The sequence below is a fragment of the Sorangium sp. So ce124 genome (genome assembly GCF_051525235.1).
GTDB lineage: Bacteria > Myxococcota_A > Polyangia > Polyangiales > Polyangiaceae > Sorangium > Sorangium atrum.
In genome coordinates this window covers 927594-949833 of the sequence record NZ_CP150312.1, presented here as the reverse complement: position 1 = coordinate 949833, position 22240 = coordinate 927594, and the positions used below count along the sequence as shown (strand labels likewise).

The window sequence follows — 22240 nt, the reverse complement described above, 5'->3', positions numbered from 1 at the left end:
TGTCGCTTTCCTTGTCTGAACGGACCACCCGGCAGTGATTTAGGAGAAGGAACGGGCGCCGCACGCACGCGGGCCCCTTCCTGCGCGAGGTCACCATGACGCACGACGCATCCGACGAGCCCGACGACCTGGAGCCGCCCGGCAACGCCGATCCCCTCCTGGAGGCCTGCCTCGCCGACGCGCTCGGCCCGTACCTCGGCGCGCTCTCCCCCGAGGAGATCGAGGACTACCGCAGGCTCCTCACGATCTTCATCAAGACGCACCCCGTCGCCGCGCCGCTCTACGACCGCTTGCGGGCCAGGCCTCCGGTCCCCTCCGAGAGCGGCGAGGTCGCGCGCGACGCGTCGTCCCAGCGCGCCGGCGGGCCCGCGGCCGGCGAGGCGGCGGCGCGCCGCGACGGCACCTTCGGTGGGCGGCGGTGACCCCCGGCCAGCGCCCGTCTCCACCTCTCCCTGACCAGGAGCGCGTGCTGGAGGCGCTGCCCATGGCCCGCCACGTCGCGCGCACGACAGCGCAGGTCCATGGCGTGCGGACGTCCCAGCGCCTCGAGGACTGCGAGCAGGCCGCCTATCAGGCGCTGCTGGAGGCCAGCCCCGGATACGACCCGACCCGCGGCGTCCCGTTCAGCGTCTATGCCTGGAAGCGGGTCGCCGGCGCCGTCCTCCGGCTGATCACCCGTGAGGCGTCGTTCCAGCGCGCCGGGCTCGACGCCTTCCTCGATGCGGCCGAGTCGGTGCGGGACACGAGCGACCCGTTCAGCGACGACGACGCCGACGCGCGGAGCCAGCTCCTGGAGCCGTGCCGCGCGCTCGTCTTCGCGCGCTTCGTCGCGCACACAGGCGAGCGGCTCAAGGCGCGCCCCGAGGACGCGCTCACGCGCACACGCGCGTTCGAGGCGCTCGGGATCGCGCTCCGCGGCCTCGACGAGCGGGAGGCGCGCCTCATCGAGCTCCGGTACTGGCAAGACCTCTCCTGGGCCAAGGTCGCGGCCGAGCTCGGCGTCCACGAGAAGCACGCCATGCGCATGGACGAGCACCTGCGCAGGCGGCTCCGGGGTGACCTGCAGGCGAGCCACGTCGAGGAGCCGCCGCCGAGCGAGGGGACCTGAAGGGACCTCCGCGCCGGACCACCCGAGCTTCCGGAGCAAAAGGCAATTACAGGCGATAACACCGTGCTTCCCCCTCGAGCCGTGAATCGGCTGTAATCGAGCGGTAATCAAGCCGGAATCGAGCAGCGGCGCCCCTCCCGGACGCGCCGCGGGCCGACTCGAAATCTCGCGCCGCGCAAAAGAGACTTTACACTGCCCATCCGGACTGAGAGCTTGACGAATGGTGCATTCCCCGGCGCGTCGCCGGAGGACAACCAAGGAGGCACCATGGCCCTCAAAGACCTCTCTCCTCGTCAGATGGTCCAGATCACCGGCGCATGGCTCGACCCGGAGCGCGAAAGGCCGCGCCTCGTGTCGCTGAAGCGGTGCGCCCCGCTCATCGACGATGTCGAGGAGGCGCACGAAGGCGTCTTGAAGTCGCACCGGCGGCAGAAGAAGGCGGGCGACGAGCTCGCCGAGATCCAGCAAAAGCTGGTCGCGACCGATCAGATCCATGATCGCAAGGCGCGCGGCGCCCATGCGGTGCTCACCGGCTTCGCCGATCTGGCCGACGATCCGGAGGACGCGGCGATCTACCTCGAGATTCGCGATCAGCTCTTCGCGGATGGGCTCAAGTTCATCGGGGCGAGCTACAGCGATGAGGCGGGCGAGGTGAAGCTCGCGCGCGACCGGCTGACGCCGGAGTCCAAGGCGGCGCTCCGGGCGCTGCCGACGCCGGGGGGCAACCTGCTCAAGGCGGTGCAGGCGTGGTTCGCCGCGGGCGACGAGCTCGGCAAGCTCGACGCGCAGCGGATCCACCTTTCGGCGGAGGACCGGCCGGGCGCGGCCGACTCGCCCGGCGGACAGCTCCGGGCACGCAATCGCTGGATCAAGGTGGTGCGCAGCGTCCTCCAGATGCTGGAGCTCGAGGGGGCCGACGAGGAGACGGCGCGCCGGCTGCTCGCGCCGCTCCAGCGGGAGGCGGCCAAGGCCGAGCGCCGGCGCTCGGGCGGCAAGGAGGAGAGTGACGTGGAAGGCGGCGCGCCGCCGGACGCCGGCGAGCCAGCGATCGACGAGGGAGCCCCTGCGACTGGCGTGGATTGACGGAGCCGCCCCTCCGTCGGGGCCTCCTGGCAGACTCGATCCGTTCACCACCCCCCTCCGACGGGGCCTCCTGGCGGACTCGATCCGTTCACCACCCCCCTCCGACGGGGCCTCCTGGCAGACTCGATCCGTTCACCACCCCCCTCCGCCGGGCCCTCTTGACGGACTCCATCCGTCAACCACCCCCTCCGCCGGGCCCTCTTGACGGACTCCATCCGTCAAGAGCCCCCTCCGCCACCCCTCTCTCAACGGATCAGATCCGTTGCGCACCCCCTCCGCCACCCCCCTCTCAACGGATCAGATCCGTTGCGCACCCCCTCCGCCACCCCCCTCTCAACGGATCAGATCCGTTGCGCACCCCCTCCGCCACCCCCCTCTCAACGGATCAGATCCGTTGCGCCCTCCTTCCGCCACTCCCTCACAACGGATCACCTCGCCTCTCCCCACCCCGCGAGGCCCCTCACAATGGCTCCCGCCCTTCGAATAGGCCGTCGCGCCTGCTTGACGCACCACGTCGGCGCTGCCATGACCGGCTCCCTCCGCCTCGGGCGTGCCGTTTCAGCCGCGCGCGCCGGGTCCACGCATGGGGCCGCCGGCCCGGCTGTCGCAGGCGTGGCGCGTCCTTGCCGAGGCGGACTACGCTCTGCGTTACCACACAGCAACAGGAGCCACCGAGCCGTGAAGATCCTCGTTCCGCTCAAGCGCGTCGCCGATCCGGATAACGCGAACAAGGTGAAGATCCCCGCTTCCGGGGACAAAATCGAGACGACCGGGCTCGAGTGGAAGCCGAACCCGTTCGATGAGTACGCGCTCGAAGCGGCGCTGCGCCTGACCGAGGACGGCAAGGCGCCGAAGACGCGGGCGGGCGAGGTCGTCGTCGTCACCTTCGGACCGAAGGAGACCGAGCAGACCCTCCGCGCCGCGCTCGCCACCGGCGCCGACAAGGCCATCCGGGTCGACGCCACCGACGACAAGCTCGACGGCGACCTCGTGGCCCGCGCCCTCAAGACGCTCGTCGAGCGCGAGAAGCCCGACGTCGTGGTCATGGGCAAGCAGGCCGTCGACGGCGACTCCAACCAGGTCGGCCAGATCCTCGCCGAGCTGCTCGACTGGCCGCTCGCCACGTTCGCCGCGACCATCAAGGAAGAGAAGGGCGCGCTCCTCGTCGGCCGCGAGGTCGACGGCGGCGTCTCCACCCTCCGCGTGCGCCTGCCGGCCGTCGTCACGGTCGACCTCCGCATCGTCGCGCCGACCAGCGTCTACTCCCAGAAGACGGCGCCCGCGTTCAAGTACAACGACGGCGTCCGCTTCGCGGCGCTCCCCGCGATCATGGCCGCCAAGAAGAAGCCCCTCGCCGAGGTGAAGCTCGCCGACCTCGCCGCGGACCAGGCGCTCAAGGTCCAGTACACAGCGTTCCAGCCGCCCCCCGCGCGCAAGGCGGGCATCAAGGTGAAGGACGTCAGCGAGCTCGTCTCGCGCCTCAAGAACGAGGCGAAGGTCATCTGACGGGACGCAGCAGGGACAAGACCGGACGCGACAAGAGGCCGAAGACATCGAGGGTGCCGCCGACGCGGACCCCGACCCGCAGCGGCGGGTCGTGCAGGAGGGATCATGGCTGACGTTCTCGTGGTGGCCGAGGCCGCCGATGGAAAGCTGAAGAAGACGACCCACTCCGCTGTCACGTTCGCGAGGCAGGCGGCGGCGGCGCTCGGCGGGACGTACTCGATCCTCGTGATCGGCGACGCCCTCGGCGACGCGGCCGCCGAGGCCGCGACGCTCGGCGCGGCCAAGGTGCTCGTCGCCCAGGCGAGCTCGCTCAAGGACTACGTCGCCGAGCGCTACGTGCCGACCGTCGCGGCGGCCGCCAAGGGCGCCGCCGTCGTCGTGGGCACCGCGAGCGCCTACGGCAAGGACCTGCTCCCGCGCGTCGCGGCGCGGCTCTCGGCAGGGTTCGCGAGCGACATCTCCGAGCTCCTCCCCGAGGGGGGCAAGCTCAAGTACAAGCGCCCCATGTACGCCGGCAACGCGTACGGCGTCTGCACCGTCTCGACCCCCGTCCAGGTCGTGAGCGTCCGCCAGAGCGCGTTCGCCGCCGCCGAGCCCACCGGGTCGAAGTCGCCGATCGAGCAGGTCGCGGTCGTCCCGCCGAGCGCGGCGGCCGAGCGCGTCGAGTTCGTCTCCTTCGACCAGGTGAAGAGCGAGCGCCCCGAGCTCACCGAGGCCAAGGTCGTCGTCTCCGGCGGCCGCGCCCTGAAGGAGCGCTTCAACGAGGTCCTCGACCCGCTCGCCGACGTCCTCGGCGCCGCCGTCGGCGCCAGCCGCGCCGCGTGCGACGCCGGCTACGCCGCCAGCGACCTCCAGGTCGGCCAGACGGGCAAGGTCGTCGCCCCCTCGCTCTACGTCGCCGTCGGCATCTCCGGCGCCATCCAGCACCTCGCAGGGATGAAGGGCTCGAAGGTCATCGTCGCCATCAACAAGGACGCCGACGCGCCCATCTTCCAGGTCGCCGACTACGGCCTGGTCGCCGATCTCTTCGCGACCGTGCCCGAGCTCGTGAAGCAGATCCAGGCGGCCCGCAGCTGATCGTCGCGCGGACGCAACGGACGCGACCGACGCGACCGACGCGACCGACGCGACCGACGCGGCCACCGCTACCGACGCGGCCACCGCTACCGACGCGGCCAGCGCGAACGAAGCGAACGAAGCGACCAGCACGACCGATCCCGCCGGGGTGCACCTCGTCCGCCCTCCAGGGATGCGGTCGTGCTCCGGCTCACCGGATGAGTCCGTCCAGCGAGGAGTTCACGTTCGCCGACGCGATTTCCGTGTCAGGTCGCGCACGTAGCATCTTGTTCGCGTGCTGCGGCCGTGGGATCCCTTGAGCTCTATGCCCGAACGCCCGGACATGCCGATCGTCGCGGCGCTCGCGCAGGCGCGGGCATTGCTGTACGACGCGGCCACGACCACCGAGCAGCGGCGGCTCATCGGCCCCACGGTCATGGAGATCGACCGCGCGATCGTGAGCTTCGACCCGACCGCGAGCTCCTCCTTCGAGCTCACGCCGCTCGCGGCGTCGGTGCCGCCGGTCGACACGGAGATCGAGGCGCTGCGCCGCGAGGTCGAGCGGCTGCGCGTGATCACGCAGCACGAGCGTGGGCTCCTCGACGCGCTCCTCAGCGAGAGCCCGCACGGCATCATCGTCTCCGACATCCAGGGCAAGCTGATCCTCCAGAACCGCGCCTCCGAGCGGATCTGGGCCGGCAGCTCCACCGCCGAGAACGTCGAGAGCTGGGGGCGCTACCGCGCGTTCCACCCCGACGGGCGGCCGTTCGAGGGCGGCGACTGGTCGATGGCGCGGTGCCTGTCGCGCAAGGAGACCGTCCCCGCGGAGGAGATCCACTTCCAGCGCTTCGACGGCACCCACGGGATGCTGCTCGGCAGCTGCGCGCCGCTGTTCTCGCCCGACGGCGAGATGCTCGGCGCTGTGTCCATCTTCGCCGACATCACCCAGTTCAAGCAGCTCGAGGCGGACCTCCGGGTCAGCAAGACCAAGTTCTCGACCACGCTGAAGAGCATCGGCGACGCGGTCATCTCGACCGACGGCTCCGGGCGGATCGACTTCATGAACGCCGTGGCCGAGACGCTGACCGGCTGGACGCTCGACGAGGCGAAGGACCGCCGCCTCTCCGATGTCTTCCGGGTCATCTCCGAGCAGACGCGCGACGACCTCGACAACCCCGTCACCGAGGTGCTGCGCCACGGCGGCATCATCGGGCTCGACGACACCACGCTGCTCCTGCGCAAGGACGGCTCGGAGCTCGCGATCGACTCGAACGGCGCGCCGATCCGGAGCGAGGAGGGCGAGCTCGTCGGGCTCGTGCTGGTCTTCCGCGACGTGACCGAGAAGCGGCTCGCCGACAAGCGGCGCTACTTCATCGGCGAGGCGAGCCGGCAGCTCGCGCTGTCGGGCCTCGACTACGAGACCACGCTGGCCAACATCGCCCGCCTCGCGGTGCCGCACATCGCCGACGCCACGGTGGTGGACATCGTCGAGCCGGACGGCGCGCTGAGCCGGCTCGCGGCCGTGCACGCGAGCGACACGAAGAAGGCGCTGGGGCGGGATCTCTCGGCCCGCTACCCGAAGGATCCCGACGTGCCGCGCGCGGTGCAGGCGGTGCTCCGGTGCGGCGAGTCGCTCCTGCTCCCCGAGGTCGAGGGCATGGCGTGGCAGCGCGCCGCGTCGCTGAAGCCCGGCAACGAGTGCTGGTCCGGCGCGCACGACCCGGCGTACCTCGCGCTGCTCCGGGAGCTCGGCGTCCGCTCGGCGATGATCGTGCCGCTGCGCGCCCGGGACCGGACGCGCGGGGCGATCACGCTGCTCTCGACCGAGTCGAGCCGGCGCTACACCGTCGAGGATCTCGCGCTCGCCGAGGAGCTCTGCAACTTCGCCGCGCTCGCGCTCGACAACGCCCAGCTCTACCGCGAGTCGCAGCAGGTCAACCGCGCCAAGGACGAGTTCCTGGCGACGCTCTCGCACGAGCTCAGGACCCCGCTCACCGCGATCCTCGGCTGGGCGCGCATGCTGCGGCAGGGCTCGCTGAAGCCGGACACGCACGTCCGCGCGCTGGAGGCGATCGAGCGCAACGGCACGCTCCAGGCGCAGCTCGTCGAGGACCTCCTCGACGCCTCCCGCATCATCACCGGCAAGCTGCGGCTCGACGTGATGCTCGTCGACCTGCCGCCGATCATCAACGCCGCCATCGACGCGGTCCGCCACGGCGCGGACGCGAAGGGGATCGAGCTGCTCGTGCAGCTCGACCCGAACGCGGGGCCGATCTCGGGCGACCAGACGCGGCTGCAGCAGGTGGTGTGGAACCTCCTGTCGAACGCGATCAAGTTCACCCCGCGCGGCGGCAAGGTCTCGATCCAGCTCGGCAGGGCCGAGGGCCTGGCCCGCATCCAGGTGAGCGACACCGGCCAGGGCATCGTGCCGGAGTTCCTGCCGTACGTGTTCGATCGCTTCCGCCAGGCCGACAGCACGAGCACGCGGCCGCACAGCGGGCTCGGGCTCGGCCTGGCGATCGCCCGCCACCTCGTCGAGCTCCACGGCGGCACCGTGAAGGCGGAGAGCGCCGGGGACGGCAAGGGCGCGACGTTCACGGTGGACATCCCGCTCGCGCCCCGGGGCGCCATCGCGGCGCTCCGGAGGGCCGATGGGCTGCTCCCTCTGTCCAACGAGCCGGAGCCGACGCTCCAGGGCGTCCGGGTGCTGATGGTCGACGACGAGCCGGACGCGCGGGAGCTCGTGACCACGGTGCTGGAACGGAAGGGGGCGAGCATCACGGCGGTAGCGACGGTCGACGAGGCGCTGTCCGCGATCCAGCGAGAGAAGCCCGACGTGATCCTGAGCGATCTCGGGATGCCCGGGGAGGACGGCTACAGCCTGATCCGGCGGCTGCGCGCGCAGAGCCCCGAGCAGGGAGGGCGCATCCCCGCGGCGGCGCTGACCGCCTACGCGAGCGCCCAGGACCGGACCCGCGCGCTGCTGGCGGGGTTCCAGTCGCATGTGCCCAAGCCGATCGAGGCGTCCGAGCTCGCGGCCGTAATCGCCAACCTGGCGGGACGTACGGGGTAGTACCTCAGCCGACCACGTTCACGTCCACAACCGCGTTCACGGCCACGTGAACCGTTCAGTTGAAACGCGGGGGGAAGAGGGAGCAGAGCGGGCGGGGCTGCGGGGGCGCGCCCAAACGACGAAGGGCGGCTATCAAGCCGCCCTTCGTGGAACCCCAGATGAACTGAGTCGGGGCGAGAGGATTTGAACCTCCGACTCCTCGGTCCCGAACCGAGTGCGCTACCAGGCTGCGCTACGCCCCGTTCGCTGCCGCAAGTGCAACGCCCGCTCAACAGCGGGCGCGCAACATCGCCAAGAGTGAGCCGCTTGTCAAGATGAAATGACCAGGGGTCCCCCGCTGCACCGCTGGCCCGCACCGCATCCCCGGAAGCACCTGCGCACCGCATGGCAGCCAGATGACAGAAAGCGGCAGGAATTCGCTCACTTCGGAGAGCGCCCGGCGCCCCGGACGTTTCACGAAGCCAAGAATCGTGGGAGCGCAAGAAAAAAGTCCCGTCCTAACTTGCTCAGGCCGTGTTAAAGTGTCACTGGAATCCCGATGTTGCCGAAAGGAAGCAGAGAGCGAGGCGTCTGGTGCGCCGGTGAGGGCCTCGCCACCTGCTCGCGCAACTCGAGCAGGGGACCGCACAGGCGGCCCCTTCCAGAACGGACCAGGGCGACCGGCCGGCTCCGGCGGTCGTGACGTGAGAGGAGGAACAGGTGGCAATTGAGCTTCCCGCTGTACGCATTCTGATCGTCGACGACGACCGCGCGATCTGTGACTACATGCAGACGCTGCTCGAGCGCGACGGGTACCAGGTCAAGACGCTGGGCGACCCCACGACCGTGGAGGAAGAGGTGCGCACCGGCGGCTACCACCTCATCATCCTCGACCTGATGATGCCGAAGCTCGACGGCATCGAGGTGCTCAAGCGGATCCGCAAGGTCGACAACGACATCGCCGTCGTCATCTTCACCGGCTTCCCCAACCTCGAGAGCGCCGTCGCGTCCATGAAGCTCGACGCGGTCGACTACATCAAGAAGCCGTTCAACGTGGACGAGTTCCGCGAGGTGCTCGCCCGCGTCATGCGCAAGAAGGGCCTCGCGCGCACGCCCGAGGAGCAGCTCCACCGCGTCATCGGCGACACGATCAGGAACCTCCGCAAGGACAAGGACCTCACGCTGAAGCAGATGGCGCGCCGCACGGGGCTCAGCGTGTCGCTGCTGTCGCAGATCGAGCGCGCCGAGTCGTCGGCGTCCATCTCGTCGCTCTACAAGATCGCGGTCGCGCTCGAGTCGCGCATCCAGGACCTCTTCGGCCACTACTGATCCGCTCGCCGAGCGGCGACGCCCGGGCGCGTGCGTGGACGCGCGCGTGCGTGGACGCGCGCGCCCGGGCCAGCGCCGGCTCAGCGCCGCGCGCCGCGCTCGATCGCCGCGTCGAGCTCGTCGGGCGCGAGGCCGGCGATCGCCTCCACCCGCGCGCCCGCTTTGTCGAAGACGATCACGTACGGCAGCTTCGAGACCTGCTTCAGGTACCGCCGGGCGAGCGGGCTGTCCCAGTCGACGATGTCGAGCTTGCGGTACGCGACGTCCTTGCGGGCCTCGAGCACCTTGACCATGTGCGCGTCCAGCTTGCGGCAGGGCAGGCACCAGGCCGCCACGAAGTCGATGACCGTGACCTTGCCCGGGACGATCTGCGCGCCGAGGTCGGGGATGTCCGCGCCGCCCTCCTCGATCGTCCGGGCGTCCGCGCCCTCGGGGAAGGTCGCCCAGCCGACGTACTGCCCCTGGCCGGCGCCGAGCACCGCCTCGAACCCCTCGTCGGCGGCGAGCCGCTTCACGGTCCCCGCGACGTCGAACGACCGCGAGGCGGTGACGGAGATCTCGGCGCGGCGCCTGTCGAACGCGGCCGAATAGACGCCCGGGCGCTCGCGGAGATCCGCGATGAGTTCGGCGCCGCACGCCTCGCAGTCGATCTTCCGCAGCGAGACGACCGTGGTGCGCGCGCCCTCCGGGACGGGCTGCGCGCCGCCGCAGGCAGCCAGCCAGCCGACGAAGGCCACCAGCCAGCCGCCGCAGGCAGCCAGACGAAGGGCCGAGGAGAGGGCGTTCGCGCTTCGCACCGCGTCCTTCGAGGTACCTTGCCCGCCTTCGCCGCGCGGCGCAACGTCGTGTAGGCTGGGCCGCGATGAGCTCCGTCGTGACCCGTACCCTGCCGGCCGATCACGTCACGCCGGTCCGCGCCTACGCAGCGCTCCGCGCCCAGTCGCCGGGCCGGTCGTCGTTCATGCTCGAGTCCGCCCTGCCCGGCGAGCGCTGGGGCCGCTATGCGATCCTCGGCTACAGGGCGCGCGCCGAGACCCTCCTCCCGAGCGGGTTCGACCCGTTCGCCACGCTCGCGGACGGGCTCGCGCAAGCCGCGGTACGAGAGACGCCGGACGCACAGGACGCGGCGCGCGACCTGGCCGCCCGCGTCTGTCAGGCCTGGGTCGGCTTCCTCGCCTACGATGCGGTGCACCTGCTCCTGGGCGTCGAGCCGTGGCCCGACGAGGCCTACCTCGGACGGGTCATGAAGGACGCGACCGTCGTCGTGTTCGACAGCGTGGCGCAGACCATGACCATCGCCGGCCAGTCGCAAGGCGCCGTGAGCCGATGCGCCTGGGAGCTGTCGCACGGGCCAGAGCAGATGAGCCTCCCCGCGCTCGATCCGCAGGCCCTGCCAGAGCACGTCGAGACGCCGGTGGCCGACGAGGACTTCGCCGCGAAGGTGGCCGCCGCGCACGAGCGCGTCGCGGCCGGCGAGGCGAAGGAGGTCGTGCTCGCCCGCAGGTTCCGAGCCCCGCTGCGCGGCGCGGATCCGTTCGACGTGTACCGGGCGCTGCGGGTGCTCGCGCCGTCGACCCACCTCTACTTCCTCGACTTCGCGGAGTCGCCGTTCGCGCCGGGGCTCACCGTGGCGGGCGCGTCGGGCGAGACGCTCGTCCGCCTCGAGCGCGATCCATCGGCGGGGGCGAGCGCAGGCGACGCGTCGCCCGTCGAGGCGCTGCGCGCCGCCTTCGCGTGCGGCAGCGCGGTCGGCGCGCCGGCGGCGCGCGCGAGCGGCGTCAGCCGTCGCCTCGAGGTCGGCCCGCGCCAGATCTACGGCGGCTCGGTCGGGTACTTCGGGCCGGAGGGCGCGGAGATGGCGCACACGCTCGGCGCCGTCTGGGTCGAGGCGGGGTACTTCGAGACGATGACCGGCGCGCGCATCGGGGACGGGAGCGACCCGCGCGCGGCGTCGGAACGGACGCGCGGCGACGCGCGCGCGGCGCTGTCGGCGATCCGCGCGGCGCAGGAGGCGCGCAAGGCGAGCGACGCGGCCGCGGAGAAGAGGGCAGCCGCCGAGAAGGCCGCCGCAGAGAAGGCCGACGACGACGCGGTCCGGAGCGCGTAGCGCGCCGCGCTCAGTCGTGCGCCAGGCTCTGGCGCGCGCGACCGCCCGAGGCGGCCGCCCCCGTGGCGGTGCCCGGCCGCGCGAGGCGCGACGAAGCGGCGGCCTGGGGCGCGGCCGCGGCCGCGCGCGCGCCGAGCTGAGAAGGCTCGGGCCGCGCCGGCGGCGAGGCGGCCGCCTCGAGCGCGGCGGTGCGCGCCGCCTGGGCCTTGCCGGCGGCGAGCACCGCCGAGTGCACGGCCGCCCTGGCGCCGGTCGCGGCCATCGCAGGCCTCGGGCGCTCGGGCCGCGTGAGCGTCACGAGCGTCGCGACGCCCATCAGCGCGACGAGGCCGGCGGGGAGGAGCCAGCCGAGGCGCGCGGGCGACGCGAGCCCGCGCAGGACGCCGGCGCTCTCGGCGGCGAGCAGGGTGTCCGGCGGCGTCGTCCGGCTCGCGGTCGGCGGCTCGGAGCCGGCCTCCAGCCGCGCGGCAGCGCGAGGGGCCGCCGCGCTCGCCTGCGCGAACGTCACGACCGGCGCCCGCACCGAGGCGACCCCGGAAGCGCGCGCCGACACGGGCGGGCGCTGGAGGCCGGAGGAGGGCGGCGGCGCGTGCTCCGCGATGCTGGCGAACGACCCCACCATCTCCTCCACCGAGCGGAAGCGCCGGGCCCGGTCGCGCGCGAACGCCTTCTCGAAGAAGCCGTCCAGGGCGGCAGGCAGCCTCGGCGCGAGCCGCGTCGCGACGGGCACCGGCGCGAGCAGGATCTTCGAGGCGACGACGCTGGCGACGTCGCCGGGGAACGGGAGGTGACCGGTGACCGCGCGAAACAGGATCGCGGCCAGCGACCAGAGATCGGTCTGCGCGTCGAGGGTCCGCTCCGCCCGGATCTGCTCCGGGCTGAGGTAGTGGAGCGCGCCCGCGCTCACCTCGGCCGCGATCTCGCCCACGAGCCGCGGCGCGAGCGCCCTCGGGAGGCCGAAGTCGAGCACCTTCACGACCTCCTCGTCGCCCTCCAGCGCGAGGAAGAGGCTCTCCGGCCGGAGGCTCTGGTGAAGGAGGCCCGCCGCATGGGCGGCCTGCAGGGCGTCGCCGGCCTGCGCCGCGATGCGCGCGGACTCCTCCAGCGAGAGCCGGCCGCGCCGGACCAGGCGCGCCGCCAGATCCTCGCCGGAGAGCAGGTCCATCGCCAGGTAGACGACGCCGTCCTCGATGCCGTGATCGCGCACGCTCACGACGTGCCGCGACGAGAGCTCGGCGGCGGCGCGGACCCAGCGGTCGAGCCAGAGGATCTCCCCCGTGGCGCCAGCGTCGGGGTCGAAGAGCTTCAGGGCGACGCGAACGCCCAGCTGCAGCTCGCGCGCGGTCCAGACCGAGCCGCGGTCGCGCGCGATCCGCGCGAACGGACGCGCGAGCTGCCTCTCCAGCAGATATTTCCCCCCAACGATGGTGCCCGGTGAGATGTCCATTGGTTACCTGAGCCTCCTCCCCCACCGTAAAGTTGCACATACGCCATGCGGCGCAATTTGGCGTTGCGGATCGCTGCACGGTTTGCTTGTCCGACCGCGTCGGCCGCGCAGGCGGCGGGAGCGTTCGCACCGCACGCCGCGCGCGGGAAGGGGCGAATCGTGTCGCGGAGCACACGGGGCTCGTCCCGGTTGGGGCGGACCGAATCCGGGCGCCGAGGTAGGTGCCGCGTCAGGCGGCGCGACTAGGGTGCTGAGGGCCGCGGCTCGGGCGAAAAACGGAGCGGCGCGACGAAGCGCAGGTCGCCGCCCTCCGGCGCCGGGAACGTGAGCGCTCGCGCGCGCCGGAGCACGCAGCGGGTGAGCCGTTCGTCCGGGAAGCGCGACTCGGCCTCGAAGGCCTCGTCGACGGCGCCGCTGTCGGTCACGTGGAAGCGGATCGCGAGGCGGCCCCAGAGCGCCGGCGCGCCCGCGAGGGCCTCTTCGTAGCAGCTCCGCCACGCCGGCAAGGCCTCGGCCAGGGCGGCGGAGATCGCGTCCGGCCCGAGCTCGCCAGGGCCAGGAGCGAGGACGGACGGCGGGGGCTCGACCGGCTCGTCGCCCGGATAGACCTGCAGCGTGGCCACGATGGTCGAGCCGGCCTTGGCCCCGGGGAGCGGGAGCGACCGCGCGCGCGCGGCGAGGCACGAGACGACGTCCGGCGCGGAGAGCGTGGACGAGGTGGCGCGCGCCCCCGTGACCTTGCCGGCGCGGCTCACCGTGAGCCGCACCGTCGTCTTGCCGTGCAGCGTCGGGTCCCGGTACGCGCGGAGGCGGTAGCACGAGTAGACGTGGATCCAGAGGTGCCGCCGGGCGACGCGCTGCACCTCGCTCGCCTTGAGCGGACCCTTCACCTGGTCGATGTCCACGATGATCCTCGGCAGCGGGTGCCCCTCGGCCGGAGGCGGCGGCGCGGGGGGATCCCCCCTGCCCCCGGCGTTCCAGCGATCCCGCTCCGCCACCTCGGCCTGGCCGCGGGGCACGAGGTGGCGGCCGAGCTTGTAGGGCGGATCGATCGCGACCGAGGGCCGCTGTGAGGCGCCGCCGCGCGCGTCGCCCTCGGCGGCCGCCGCGGAGGGGTCCCCGACGGAGGCGCCCGGCGCCGCAGGCGAGGCCGCCGGAGGCGCGGCCGGGGCGCGCGGCTCGGCGGAGGAGGCGGCAGGCGCCGGCGCGTCCACCCGCCGGGGCGGACGCCCTGGCTGGGCGGCGGCCGGGGCGGAGAGGCCGGCGGCGCGCGGGGCCGGGCGCGGCGGCGCCGGCGAGGCGCACGCTGTGAGCGCGGCGGCCGCCGCGAGGAGCGCGCTGTACGCGCGGCCCGCGCCGCGCCGGGAGGCCGCGCTCAGAACCGGAGATCGCCGCGCGGCGCCTCCACCTTGCCGTCGAGCGCGTCGATCGCCTTCGCGACCTCGGGGTCGTCGACGGTGGGGACGTGCACGACGAACTTCACGTAGAGATCCCCGGGCTCCTTCGCCTTGCGGGCGATGCCCTTGCCGCGCAGCCGCATCACCTGGCCGGTCTGGGTGCGCGCCGGGATCTTGAGCGTCACCTCGCCGTCGGGCGTGGGGATGCGGATCTTCTCGCCCCGGTAGGCCTCGGCCAGGGTGACGGGGACGTCGAGGTGGAGGTCGTCGCCCTCGCGCTTGAAGAACGGGTGCGGCGTGACGTGGATGTTGAGCAGCAGATCGCCGGGCTCGCCGCCGCCCATGCCCGGCGCGCCCTGGCCGCGGATGCGCAGGCGGCTGCCCTCGGCGGCCCCGGGCGGGACGCGCACCGTGACCGGCTCGGGATCCCCCTCGCGCTGGAGCTGGAGCGTCGTGCCGCGCACCGCCGACACGAAATCGATGGTGAGGTTCTGCTCGATGTCGCCGCCGCGGCCGCGCGCGGGCTGCGGGCGCCGGCCCGCGCCGGCACGGCCGCCGCGGCCAAAGAGGTCGCCGAGGATGTCACCGAGGTCGCCTCCGCCGGGGGCGTTGCCGAAGATCTCCTGGACGTCGAAGCCGCCGGGGCCGCGGCCCCCGCCGCCGGCCCGCGCGTTCGCGTAGCGGCGGTAGGCGCGGGCGCGCTCGGGATCGAAGTTCTGCGAGAGGCTCTCCTCGCCGAACTCGTCGTACAGCGCGCGCTTTGTCTTGTCGCTCAGCACCTCGTGAGCCTGGTTGATCTCCTTGAACTTTTGCTCGTTGGCCTTCCCCGGGCTCTTGTCCGGGTGGTACTTCATCGCGAGCTTGCGGAACGCCTTCTTGATGCTGTCCTCGTCCGCGTCGCGCGAGACGCCGAGCACGGAGTAGAGATCACGAGCCATGGTCGTCCGTCATCGTTCTGGTCCGCGGGAGGTGCGAGGCCTGCGGACCGCTACGGGCCTTCATCGGGCCGAAACCTAGATCCCCCGTCTGTCCTCGTCCACTGGGGCCGCCGCCTGCACGAGCCGTCAGCGGTGGAACGCGCGCGGCGCGGCGCGCCTCAGGCGCCCACCCGGAATGTCGTGCCGGTGGGAGAGTCGGCAACCTCGATGCCGTCGCGCTCGAGCTCCTTGCGGAGGGCGTCGCCCCGCGCGAAGTCCTTCGCGGAGCGCGCCGCGGCGCGCTCGGCGAGCTTCGCCTCGATCGCCTGCCGGGTCGTGCCGAGGAGCCCGAGGCGCTGCTCCTGCGTGCGGGCCTGGTAGACCGGCGACGGCGTCTGCAGCAGGCCGAGGGCGTCGAGCGAGGACCGCAGGGCCGCGTGGAGGCGGCGCGCGAGCGGCGGGGCGGCGCTGGCGACGTCCTGGTCCTTCCCCCGCCGCTGCGCGACGTCGGCGAGCTCGTTGGCGGCCTTGGCGACCTCGGCGATGATCGAGAGCACGACGGGGGTGTTGAGGTCGTCGTCGAGCGCGGCGGCGGCGCGGGCCGGCGCGCCGTCGGCGAGGGCGGCGAGCGCCGCGAACCCCTTCGGGAGCCGCGCGGGCAGCTCCGGCGCGGCTCCCTCGCCGGCGGCGGGCGGGCCGGCGAGCGCGGCGAGCGCGGCGAGTCGATCGAGCGTCGCGTACAGGTAGTCGACGCGGCGCTCGGCCTCGACAACGCCGGGGAAGACGACGCGGCCGTCGTCGCGCTTGTGGGTGTCGAACTCGAGCGGGCCCCGGTAGTGGACCGTGAGCAGGAAGTAGCGGAGCGCCTCCGGGTCGTTGCGCGCGTAGACGTCGCGGAGCTTGACGAAGTTGCCGAGCGACTTCGCCATCTTCTCCTTGTCGACGTTGACGAAGCCGTTGTGGATCCAGATCGAGGCGAGCGGCGCGTCGTCCGGATGGGCGGCCTCGCTCTGGGCGATCTCGTTCTCGTGATGGGGAAAGACGAGATCCATGCCGCCGCAGTGGACGTCGAAGCCGGCCCCGAGGTAGCGGCCCGCCATGGCGGAGCACTCGATGTGCCACCCGGGGCGCCCCTTGCCCCACGGGCTGTCCCAGCCCCACCCGCCGGGGGCGACCCCCTTCCAGAGCGCGAAGTCGAGCGGATCGCGCTTGTCCTCGCACGGACCGACGCGCGCGCCGACCCGCAGCTCGTCGAGGTTGCGCTTCGAGAGCTTGCCGTAGGAGGGGAAGCTGCGGACGGAGTAATACACGTCGCGAACGCCGCTAACGTCGCGCGCGTCTCCGGGGCGCTCGACGACATAGGCCGCGCCTCGCTCGATCAGCCGCTCGACGAGGGCGATGACCTCCGGGATGTGCTCCGAGACCTTCGGCTCGACGTCGGGCGCCAGACAGCCGAGGGCGGCGACGTCCTCCTGGTACAGGCGAGCCATCCGCGCCGACAGGTCCATGGGCGGCTCGCCGGACTCGGCCGACCGCTGGAGGATCTTGTCGTCGACGTCCGTGACGTTTCGAACGTAGACGGCGCGGAGGCCGCGCGCCCTCAGGTGGCGGACGAGGATATCCGGGGCGAGCGCGGCGCGGCCGTGCCCCACGTGCGCGACGTCGTAGGTCGTCGGGCCGCAGCAGTAGATGCGGACCTCGCCAGGCCGCCGCGGGGCGAGCGGGGCGAGCTTCTGGGTCAGCGTGTCGTGGAGGCGCAGGGCGGACATCGGCCGGGGGTCTATCAAGGCGGGCGGATGCTGTCACGGGCCCGCGTGCTTAAGGTGTTCGCGATGCTGCCCCTCCGTGACCAACTGCCCACCCGAAAGACGCCGATCGTCAACTACCTGCTGATCGCGCTCAACATCCTCGGTTTCTTCTGGATGCGGTCGCTGATCACGGGCGGGTTCCCGCCCGACCGGCTGCTCTCGGCGTGGGGCCTCGTCCCCCGGCAGTTCCTCGAAGCGCCGGGCGACGCGTGGTGGACGGTCTTCAGCAGCATGTTCCTGCACGATCCGACGGGGTGGGCCCACCTCGGCGGGAACATGCTGTTCCTCTGGATCTTCGGCGACAACGTCGAGGACGCGCTGGGCAGCGCCCGCTACGCGGCGTTCTATGTGCTGTCCGGGATCGCCGCCGCGGGCGCGCAGATCGTCATCGATCCCGGCTCGGCGATCCCGATGGTGGGCGCCTCGGGCGCGATCTCGGGCGTGCTGGCCGCGTACGCGTCGCTCTACCCGCGATCGCCGATCACGGTGCTGAACCCGATCTTCCTCCTGTGGTTCATCTTCGGGCTGTTCCTCGAGCTCCCGGCGTGGCTGGTCATCCTCGCGTACTTCGTGGTGAACCTGCTGAACGGGCTCGGCTCCATCGGCGTGAGCGGCGGCGGCGTGGCGTTCTTCGCGCACCTCGGGGGGTTCGTCGCCGGGCTCTTCCTCGTCCGCGTCTTCATGACGGGGCGCCCCCGGCGCGAGCACGAGCGCTGGCAGCAGTTTCGCCCCCGACGCCCCGCTGCCCGCCGGGCCGCGCCGTGGGACGCGCCGCGGCGGCGGGATTCCTGGTAGCGGTGACGCTCGGCCAGGAGCGCCCCGAGGCGCGGCCAGGAGCGACCCGAGGTGCGGCGCGCCGTACGCGGCGCGCGGCGAAAAGGCCGGTGAGATCCGAAGGATCTCGCCCGAACGGCCGGGCTGCTCGTGGTTCGCCCAGGATGCAAAAGCGTGATAGCGTCGGCCCGCAGCGATGCGACGACCCCTTCGAAGGCGCCTCACCGCCGCGGGTTCTGCGGGCGAGGCGGCGGACCCCCGAGCCTGGCTCCTCGCCGTCGCGATCGCGCTCGCCGGCTGCGGAGGGGCGTCGTTCGACGGAACGGTCTACCGCGGCAAGGACGTGGCGTTCCGCGTGCCTCCGGCGCCGGCGAGCTGGAAGCGGCTCGAGGTGTCAGACGCCGCGGTGGCGTACCGCGACGACGCGAACGGGGCGACGATCGCCCTCAACGGGCGCTGCCGGAACGAGGAGGACGTCCCGCTCGTCTCGCTGACCAACCACCTCTTCCTGCACTTCACCGAGCGCGAGGTGCTGAAGCAGGAGGTCGTGCCGTTCGACGGCCGCGAGGCGATGCACACCGTCATGTCGGCGAAGCTCGACGGGGTGCCGAAGGTCTTCGACATCTGGGTGCTCAAGAAGAACGGCTGCGTCTACGACATGCTCCTCATCGCCGATCCCGCCCGCTACGCCGCCAGCGAGCCGGCGTTCACACGGATGGTCCGCGGCTTCTCGACCCTGTCGACCGATGACGACTGATCGCAAACGGCTCCTGGCGGCGCCGCCGCCCGCCTCGAACAGCCCGCCGGCCGCCTCCTCCGGCGCGGGCTCGACCAGCGTGCCTCCGCAGAGCGTGCAGCCGAAGCCGACCAGCGTGCCCCCGCAGAGCCTGCCGCCGAACAGCCTGCCCGGTCCGCAGCTCCCCCCGCTCCTCGCCCGGCTCAACGAGACCGCTGTCGCGTTCGTCGAGCACCTCGGGCAGTTCGGGCGGATGACCTGGGGGGCGCTCAAGTCGATGTTCGAGCGGCCGCTCGAGATCCGCTCGACCCTCTATCAGATGGAGGCGCTCGGCGTCCGCTCGGCCGCCATCGCGTCGGTGACGGCGCTGTTCGTCGGGATGGTCATGGCGGTGCAGTTCGCCATCGGCCTGCAGAAGTTCGGCGGCATGGAGTACACGGGCCGCATCATCGGCCTGTCCTTCTCGCGCGAGCTGGCGCCGACGCTGACCGCGGTGATCGTCGGCGGCCGCATCGGCGCCGGCATCGCGGCGGAGGTCGGGTCGATGGCCGTCACCGAGCAGATCGACGCGATCCGCGCCCTCGGCGCCAGCCCGGTGAAGAAGCTCGTCCTGCCGCGGCTGCTCGCGAGCGTCGTGGTGATGCCCGTGCTCGGCGCGTTCGCGCTCGTGCTGGGCTTCGGCGGGGCGATGCTGGTCTGCGCGACCGAGTTCGGCATCCCCGCCGGCTTCTTCCTGAGGACGGCGCTCGGCTCCGTCACGTTCATGGATTACTTCAGCGGGATGTACAAGACGCCCTTCTTCGGGGCGATCATCGCGCTCGTCGGGTGCCACTTCGGGCTGATCACGCGGGGCGGGACGGAGGGCGTCGGCCACGCGACCACGCGCACGGTGGTGGTGACGTCGATCTCCATCCTGATCGCCGACTTCTTCCTGACCAAGATGTCCATCCTGCTCTTCCCGACCCGGTGAGCAGGGGCGGTCCGGGAGGCGCCCAGATGCCGCCGCCGACGCCGCAGCGAACGCTGGCCGGGCTCCTGCCGGTGCTGCTGGCCGGGGTGCTGTTCGGCGTGCCGTTCGGGGTGACCGCGTGCCAGGGGGACGCCGGGAGGGAGGGCGGGGTCGCGGAGGCGAGCGACGGCGGCGCCGCGCTGCCGGAGGGCGCGCCGGCGCCGCGGCGGCCGACGCGGCACTACCACCTCCGCCGGACGGACGACGGCTGCGAGCTCTTCTGGATCGACGGGGACCTCGTCTCCGCGTCCCAGGCGGTCGTGTGCCCGCCCGACCTCGAGGTGGGCGAGCGCCTCCGCCTGACCGGCAAGACATGCTTCCGCGAGTCGGCGCAGACCCCCGCGCGCGCCGTGCCCGTCGTCTGCCCGCTGCCGCTCATGAACATGGAGAAGGCGGACAGGGCGCCGCCCGACGCCGGAGCGCCGCCCGACGGCGGCAAGCGAGACGGCGGCAAGCGAGACGGCGGGTAACAGCGCGCAAGCGACCAGCGAGAGGCGGGGCCATCGCGGGCACGAGCGCGCACCCGACCACGCCCCTGGAGCATCGCAGTCCGGGGGGGTAGCGTCATGCGGCACGCGGATACCGTCGTGATCGGATCGGGCGCCGGCGGCCTCACTGCGGCGCTCGCGCTGGCGCGCGCGGGGCAGAAGGTGCTCGTCGTCGAGCAGCACTACCTCCCCGGCGGGTGGACCCACAGCTTCTCGTTGAACGGGTATCTGTTCAGCCCGGGCGTCCACTATATCGGCGGGCTCGGCCCGGGGGGCGCCGTGCGGCGGCTGTACGAGGGGCTCGGGCTCTCGGGAGATCTCGAGTTCTGCGAGCTCAACCCGGACGGGCTCGATCACCTGATCATCGGCGACGAGCGGCTCGACGTGCCCAAGGGCCTCGATCGGCTCATCGCCCGGCTCACGGCGCGGTTCCCGCGCGAGGCCGCGGGGATAGCGCGGTACTTCCGTGTGCTGCGCGGGGTCAACGACGATCTCGGGCGCCTCGAGGAGACGCTCGAGTTCCCGAGGGTGCTGCTCGCGCCGTTCAAGGTACCGAGCCTCGTGCGCTGGGGCCTCCGCACGCAGGAGGATCTGCTGGACGCGACGATCCGCGATCCCCTGCTGCGCGCGTTCCTGTCGGCGCAGGGGGGCGATCACGGCCTCTCGCCGTCGCGCGTGGCGCTGCCGGTTCACGCGGGGATCGTCTGCCATTACATGGACGGGGGGTACTACCCGCGCGGGGGCGCGAAGCGCATCCCGCTCGCGATGATCAGGGCCCTTCGCCGGCTCGGCGGGCAGGTGCGGACGCGCGCGCGGGTGAAGAGGATCCTCGTCGAGCGGGGGAGAGCGGCCGGCGTCGAGCTGGAGGGGGGAGAGGTCCTGCGCGCGGCGAGCGTCGTCTCGAACGCGGACCCGGCGATCACCTATGGAGAGCTGCTGCCGCCCGAGCTGACCGCCCGCGAGCGCCGCAAGGTCCAGCGGATGGAATACTCGGTGAGCCTGCTCAGCGTGTTCTGCGCGGTGGACATGGACCTCCGGTCGATGGGTTACGACTCGGGCAACTACTGGTGGTACCGCGGGCAAGACGTGGGGCGCCTCTACGAGCGCATGGAGCACCAGCTGCCGCGCGGGGCGGTGGACGGGCTGTTCCTGACCATCACGACGCTGAAGGACCCGGGCCACCCGACCCGGGGCAACCACCACACGATCGAGATGTTCACGTTCGTGCCCCACGGCCCCTTCACGCGCTGGGAGAAGACCCGCACGGGCGAGCGAGGGGCGGAGTACGAGGCGTTCAAGGAGTCGATCGGAGATCAGATGATCGCGGCGGCGGAGAACGTCATCCCGGGCATCTCGCGCGCGCTCGCGTTCCGCTCGGTGGCGACGCCGCTGACCAACGACTTCTACTGCGCCTCGCACCGCGGCGCCGCCTACGGCACCGCCAAGACGAGGTGGCAGCTCGGCCCGCTGTCGTTCTCGATCGGGACGAGGATCCCGGGGCTGTACCAGTGCGGCGCCAGCACGCTGAGCCACGGGGTGGCAGGCGCCGCGATGTCGGGCCTCATCGCCGCGCAGCGGATCACGGGCGCGGCGCGCACGGAGGATCTGCTCGGGCCGGCCGACGGCTCGCTGCGCGTCTATCCCGCCGATCGGCCGGAGGAGTGGCTTCACGAGCGGAGGAAGGCGAGCGCGGCGGCGCAGGCGGACACGGGCGACGAGCTGCCCGAGTGGACGTGAGGGGACGCGAGCCGCGCTCGAGCCGCGCTGTCGAGGGTTAACCGGCCGGCGTCCTGGACCGGAACGTGATCTGCACGAGCGGCATCACGTCGGGATCGTCCTGCGTCTCCCGCTCGAACTGGAGCACGTCGTAGTAGCCACACCGCGGCCTGCCCGGGTAATCGCGGCAGACCTCGGGCCGGGCCTCGTAAATGGTGCAGCCGCGGGTCGTGAGATCGAGGAAGCGGCAGACGCGGCCGAGCACCGGATCCGACTGCCGCCGGAGGATGCGCTCTTCGTTGTAGCGCTTCGTGAAGCGCGCCTCGGCGGCCTCGAGCGTGAGGCCGAAATGGCGGGCGAGCCGCCGCAGGTCGCGCGGCGTGACCTCGACCCGCTCGTAGATGGAGCAGCAGTACGCCGGGCACTTCGAGCAATCGTAAGAGACGCGGGGCTTGGCCTTGAGGGTCGTCGTCATGGATCGTGAGGGGACGTGCAGCCGATGTCGGGGCGGAGAGGCCGAGCGCTCGCTGGCGGGCAGCGGAGCATACGCGGCCGAGCAAGCCTCCGCGACGGCGAAGTGCTCGCCACGACGCGCGCTCAACATAGCGCCACGGTGCAATCCTGCGATGGGAACGCGTCAGGAACGCGATGCGCGATGACGGTGTGACGATGACGCGATGAGGCGCGGGCGGCGCGTAGCGCGCGGG

19 protein-coding genes and 1 tRNA gene are annotated in these 22240 nt (G+C 72.4%); 13 read left to right on the top strand and 7 right to left on the bottom strand.

The window, feature by feature from the left end; genetic code table 11:
- The first annotated feature begins 95 nt into the window (after positions 1-95).
- The 6 genes from WMF19_RS03490 to WMF19_RS03465 all read left to right on the top strand — a co-directional run bounded on the left by WMF19_RS03490 (position 96) and on the right by WMF19_RS03465 (position 7826).
- A complete protein-coding gene (locus WMF19_RS03490; RefSeq protein ID WP_437897783.1) occupies positions 96-422 on the top strand; it encodes a hypothetical protein in 327 nt (108 codons plus the stop codon).
- 62 nt (positions 423-484) lie between these two features.
- Positions 485-1108, top strand: a complete 624-nt coding sequence (locus WMF19_RS03485; RefSeq protein WP_437897782.1) for a sigma-70 family RNA polymerase sigma factor — start codon at positions 485-487, stop codon at positions 1106-1108.
- A gap of 267 nt (positions 1109-1375) precedes the next feature.
- Positions 1376-2191, top strand: coding sequence for a hypothetical protein (locus tag WMF19_RS03480; RefSeq protein WP_437897781.1), 816 nt, complete (start codon positions 1376-1378; stop codon positions 2189-2191).
- A gap of 678 nt (positions 2192-2869) precedes the next feature.
- Complete coding sequence (locus tag WMF19_RS03475; RefSeq protein WP_437327459.1) at positions 2870-3697, top strand: electron transfer flavoprotein subunit beta/FixA family protein; 828 nt, start codon at positions 2870-2872, stop codon at positions 3695-3697.
- A 105-nt stretch (positions 3698-3802) separates the two neighbouring features.
- Positions 3803-4774 (top strand): electron transfer flavoprotein subunit alpha/FixB family protein, encoded by a 972-nt coding sequence (locus WMF19_RS03470; RefSeq protein WP_437897780.1) that lies wholly within the window; start codon positions 3803-3805, stop codon positions 4772-4774.
- 304 nt (positions 4775-5078) lie between these two features.
- Entirely contained in the window at positions 5079-7826 is a 2748-nt protein-coding gene (locus WMF19_RS03465) for an ATP-binding protein (RefSeq protein WP_437897779.1), read from the top strand.
- Positions 7827-7994: 168 nt separating this feature from the next.
- Here WMF19_RS03465 and WMF19_RS03460 read toward each other — a convergent pair.
- Positions 7995-8068, bottom strand: a tRNA-Pro gene (locus WMF19_RS03460).
- 457 nt (positions 8069-8525) lie between these two features.
- Between WMF19_RS03460 and WMF19_RS03455 the strand changes: the two genes are divergently transcribed.
- On the top strand, positions 8526-9134 hold the full coding sequence (locus WMF19_RS03455) for a response regulator (protein ID WP_012233257.1): 609 nt from the start codon (positions 8526-8528) through the stop codon (positions 9132-9134).
- Positions 9135-9214: 80 nt separating this feature from the next.
- Here the strand turns inward: WMF19_RS03455 and WMF19_RS03450 are convergent, their stop codons facing one another.
- The gene (locus tag WMF19_RS03450; RefSeq protein WP_437897778.1) at positions 9215-9931 is read right to left on the bottom strand and encodes a TlpA family protein disulfide reductase; all 717 of its coding nucleotides are present in this window, start codon (positions 9929-9931) and stop codon (positions 9215-9217) included.
- A gap of 77 nt (positions 9932-10008) precedes the next feature.
- Here WMF19_RS03450 and WMF19_RS03445 point away from each other — a divergent pair, with 77 nt between their 5' ends.
- Positions 10009-11241 (top strand): chorismate-binding protein, encoded by a 1233-nt coding sequence (locus WMF19_RS03445; RefSeq protein WP_437897777.1) that lies wholly within the window; start codon positions 10009-10011, stop codon positions 11239-11241.
- A gap of 10 nt (positions 11242-11251) precedes the next feature.
- Here the strand turns inward: WMF19_RS03445 and WMF19_RS03440 are convergent, their stop codons facing one another.
- The 4 genes from WMF19_RS03440 to cysS form a co-directional block, all read right to left on the bottom strand.
- A complete protein-coding gene (locus WMF19_RS03440) occupies positions 11252-12688 on the bottom strand; it encodes a protein kinase domain-containing protein (RefSeq protein WP_437897776.1) in 1437 nt (478 codons plus the stop codon).
- A gap of 242 nt (positions 12689-12930) precedes the next feature.
- A complete protein-coding gene (locus tag WMF19_RS03435) occupies positions 12931-13902 on the bottom strand; it encodes an AgmX/PglI C-terminal domain-containing protein (protein WP_437897775.1) in 972 nt (323 codons plus the stop codon).
- 161 nt (positions 13903-14063) lie between these two features.
- Positions 14064-15023 (bottom strand): J domain-containing protein, encoded by a 960-nt coding sequence (locus WMF19_RS03430; RefSeq protein ID WP_272097723.1) that lies wholly within the window; start codon positions 15021-15023, stop codon positions 14064-14066.
- A 158-nt stretch (positions 15024-15181) separates the two neighbouring features.
- A complete protein-coding gene (gene cysS / locus WMF19_RS03425; protein WP_437897774.1) occupies positions 15182-16771 on the bottom strand; it encodes a cysteine--tRNA ligase in 1590 nt (529 codons plus the stop codon).
- Between the two features lie 63 nt (positions 16772-16834).
- On the opposite strand from cysS, the gene WMF19_RS03420 reads away from it, so the two are divergent.
- From WMF19_RS03420 to WMF19_RS03400, 5 genes are all read left to right on the top strand, one after another.
- Positions 16835-17605 (top strand): rhomboid family intramembrane serine protease, encoded by a 771-nt coding sequence (locus WMF19_RS03420; protein ID WP_437897773.1) that lies wholly within the window; start codon positions 16835-16837, stop codon positions 17603-17605.
- A gap of 175 nt (positions 17606-17780) precedes the next feature.
- Positions 17781-18341 carry a hypothetical protein gene (locus WMF19_RS03415; RefSeq protein WP_437897772.1) on the top strand — a complete coding sequence of 187 codons (561 nt, stop codon included), beginning with the start codon at positions 17781-17783 and terminating at the stop codon, positions 18339-18341.
- On the top strand, positions 18331-19290 hold the full coding sequence (locus tag WMF19_RS03410; RefSeq protein WP_437897771.1) for an MlaE family ABC transporter permease: 960 nt from the start codon (positions 18331-18333) through the stop codon (positions 19288-19290). Before WMF19_RS03415 ends, WMF19_RS03410 begins: the two co-directional genes overlap by 11 nt.
- 26 nt (positions 19291-19316) lie before the next feature.
- On the top strand, positions 19317-19799 hold the full coding sequence (locus WMF19_RS03405) for a hypothetical protein (protein ID WP_437897770.1): 483 nt from the start codon (positions 19317-19319) through the stop codon (positions 19797-19799).
- A gap of 117 nt (positions 19800-19916) precedes the next feature.
- The gene (locus tag WMF19_RS03400; protein WP_437897769.1) at positions 19917-21554 is read left to right on the top strand and encodes a phytoene desaturase family protein; all 1638 of its coding nucleotides are present in this window, start codon (positions 19917-19919) and stop codon (positions 21552-21554) included.
- A 37-nt stretch (positions 21555-21591) separates the two neighbouring features.
- Here the strand turns inward: WMF19_RS03400 and WMF19_RS03395 are convergent, their stop codons facing one another.
- On the bottom strand, positions 21592-22008 hold the full coding sequence (locus WMF19_RS03395) for a YkgJ family cysteine cluster protein (protein WP_272097716.1): 417 nt from the start codon (positions 22006-22008) through the stop codon (positions 21592-21594).
- Positions 22009-22240: the final 232 nt, after the last annotated feature.

What these genes read in the sequence shown, in the direction of transcription:
- WMF19_RS03395 (WP_272097716.1), bottom strand. Translation starts at nt 22,008, where the DNA reads ATGACGACGACCCTCAAGGCCAAGCCCCGCGTCTCTTACGATTGCTCG.
- cysS (WP_437897774.1), bottom strand. Translation starts at nt 16,771, where the DNA reads ATGTCCGCCCTGCGCCTCCACGACACGCTGACCCAGAAGCTCGCCCCG.
- WMF19_RS03440 (WP_437897776.1), bottom strand. Translation starts at nt 12,688, where the DNA reads ATGGACATCTCACCGGGCACCATCGTTGGGGGGAAATATCTGCTGGAG.
- WMF19_RS03410 (WP_437897771.1), top strand. Translation starts at nt 18,331, where the DNA reads ATGACGACTGATCGCAAACGGCTCCTGGCGGCGCCGCCGCCCGCCTCG.
- WMF19_RS03480 (WP_437897781.1), top strand. Translation starts at nt 1,376, where the DNA reads ATGGCCCTCAAAGACCTCTCTCCTCGTCAGATGGTCCAGATCACCGGC.
- WMF19_RS03470 (WP_437897780.1), top strand. Translation starts at nt 3,803, where the DNA reads ATGGCTGACGTTCTCGTGGTGGCCGAGGCCGCCGATGGAAAGCTGAAG.
- WMF19_RS03405 (WP_437897770.1), top strand. Translation starts at nt 19,317, where the DNA reads ATGCCGCCGCCGACGCCGCAGCGAACGCTGGCCGGGCTCCTGCCGGTG.
- WMF19_RS03420 (WP_437897773.1), top strand. Translation starts at nt 16,835, where the DNA reads ATGCTGCCCCTCCGTGACCAACTGCCCACCCGAAAGACGCCGATCGTC.
- WMF19_RS03415 (WP_437897772.1), top strand. Translation starts at nt 17,781, where the DNA reads ATGCGACGACCCCTTCGAAGGCGCCTCACCGCCGCGGGTTCTGCGGGC.
- WMF19_RS03485 (WP_437897782.1), top strand. Translation starts at nt 485, where the DNA reads ATGGCCCGCCACGTCGCGCGCACGACAGCGCAGGTCCATGGCGTGCGG.
- WMF19_RS03430 (WP_272097723.1), bottom strand. Translation starts at nt 15,023, where the DNA reads ATGGCTCGTGATCTCTACTCCGTGCTCGGCGTCTCGCGCGACGCGGAC.
- WMF19_RS03465 (WP_437897779.1), top strand. Translation starts at nt 5,079, where the DNA reads ATGCCCGAACGCCCGGACATGCCGATCGTCGCGGCGCTCGCGCAGGCG.
- WMF19_RS03490 (WP_437897783.1), top strand. Translation starts at nt 96, where the DNA reads ATGACGCACGACGCATCCGACGAGCCCGACGACCTGGAGCCGCCCGGC.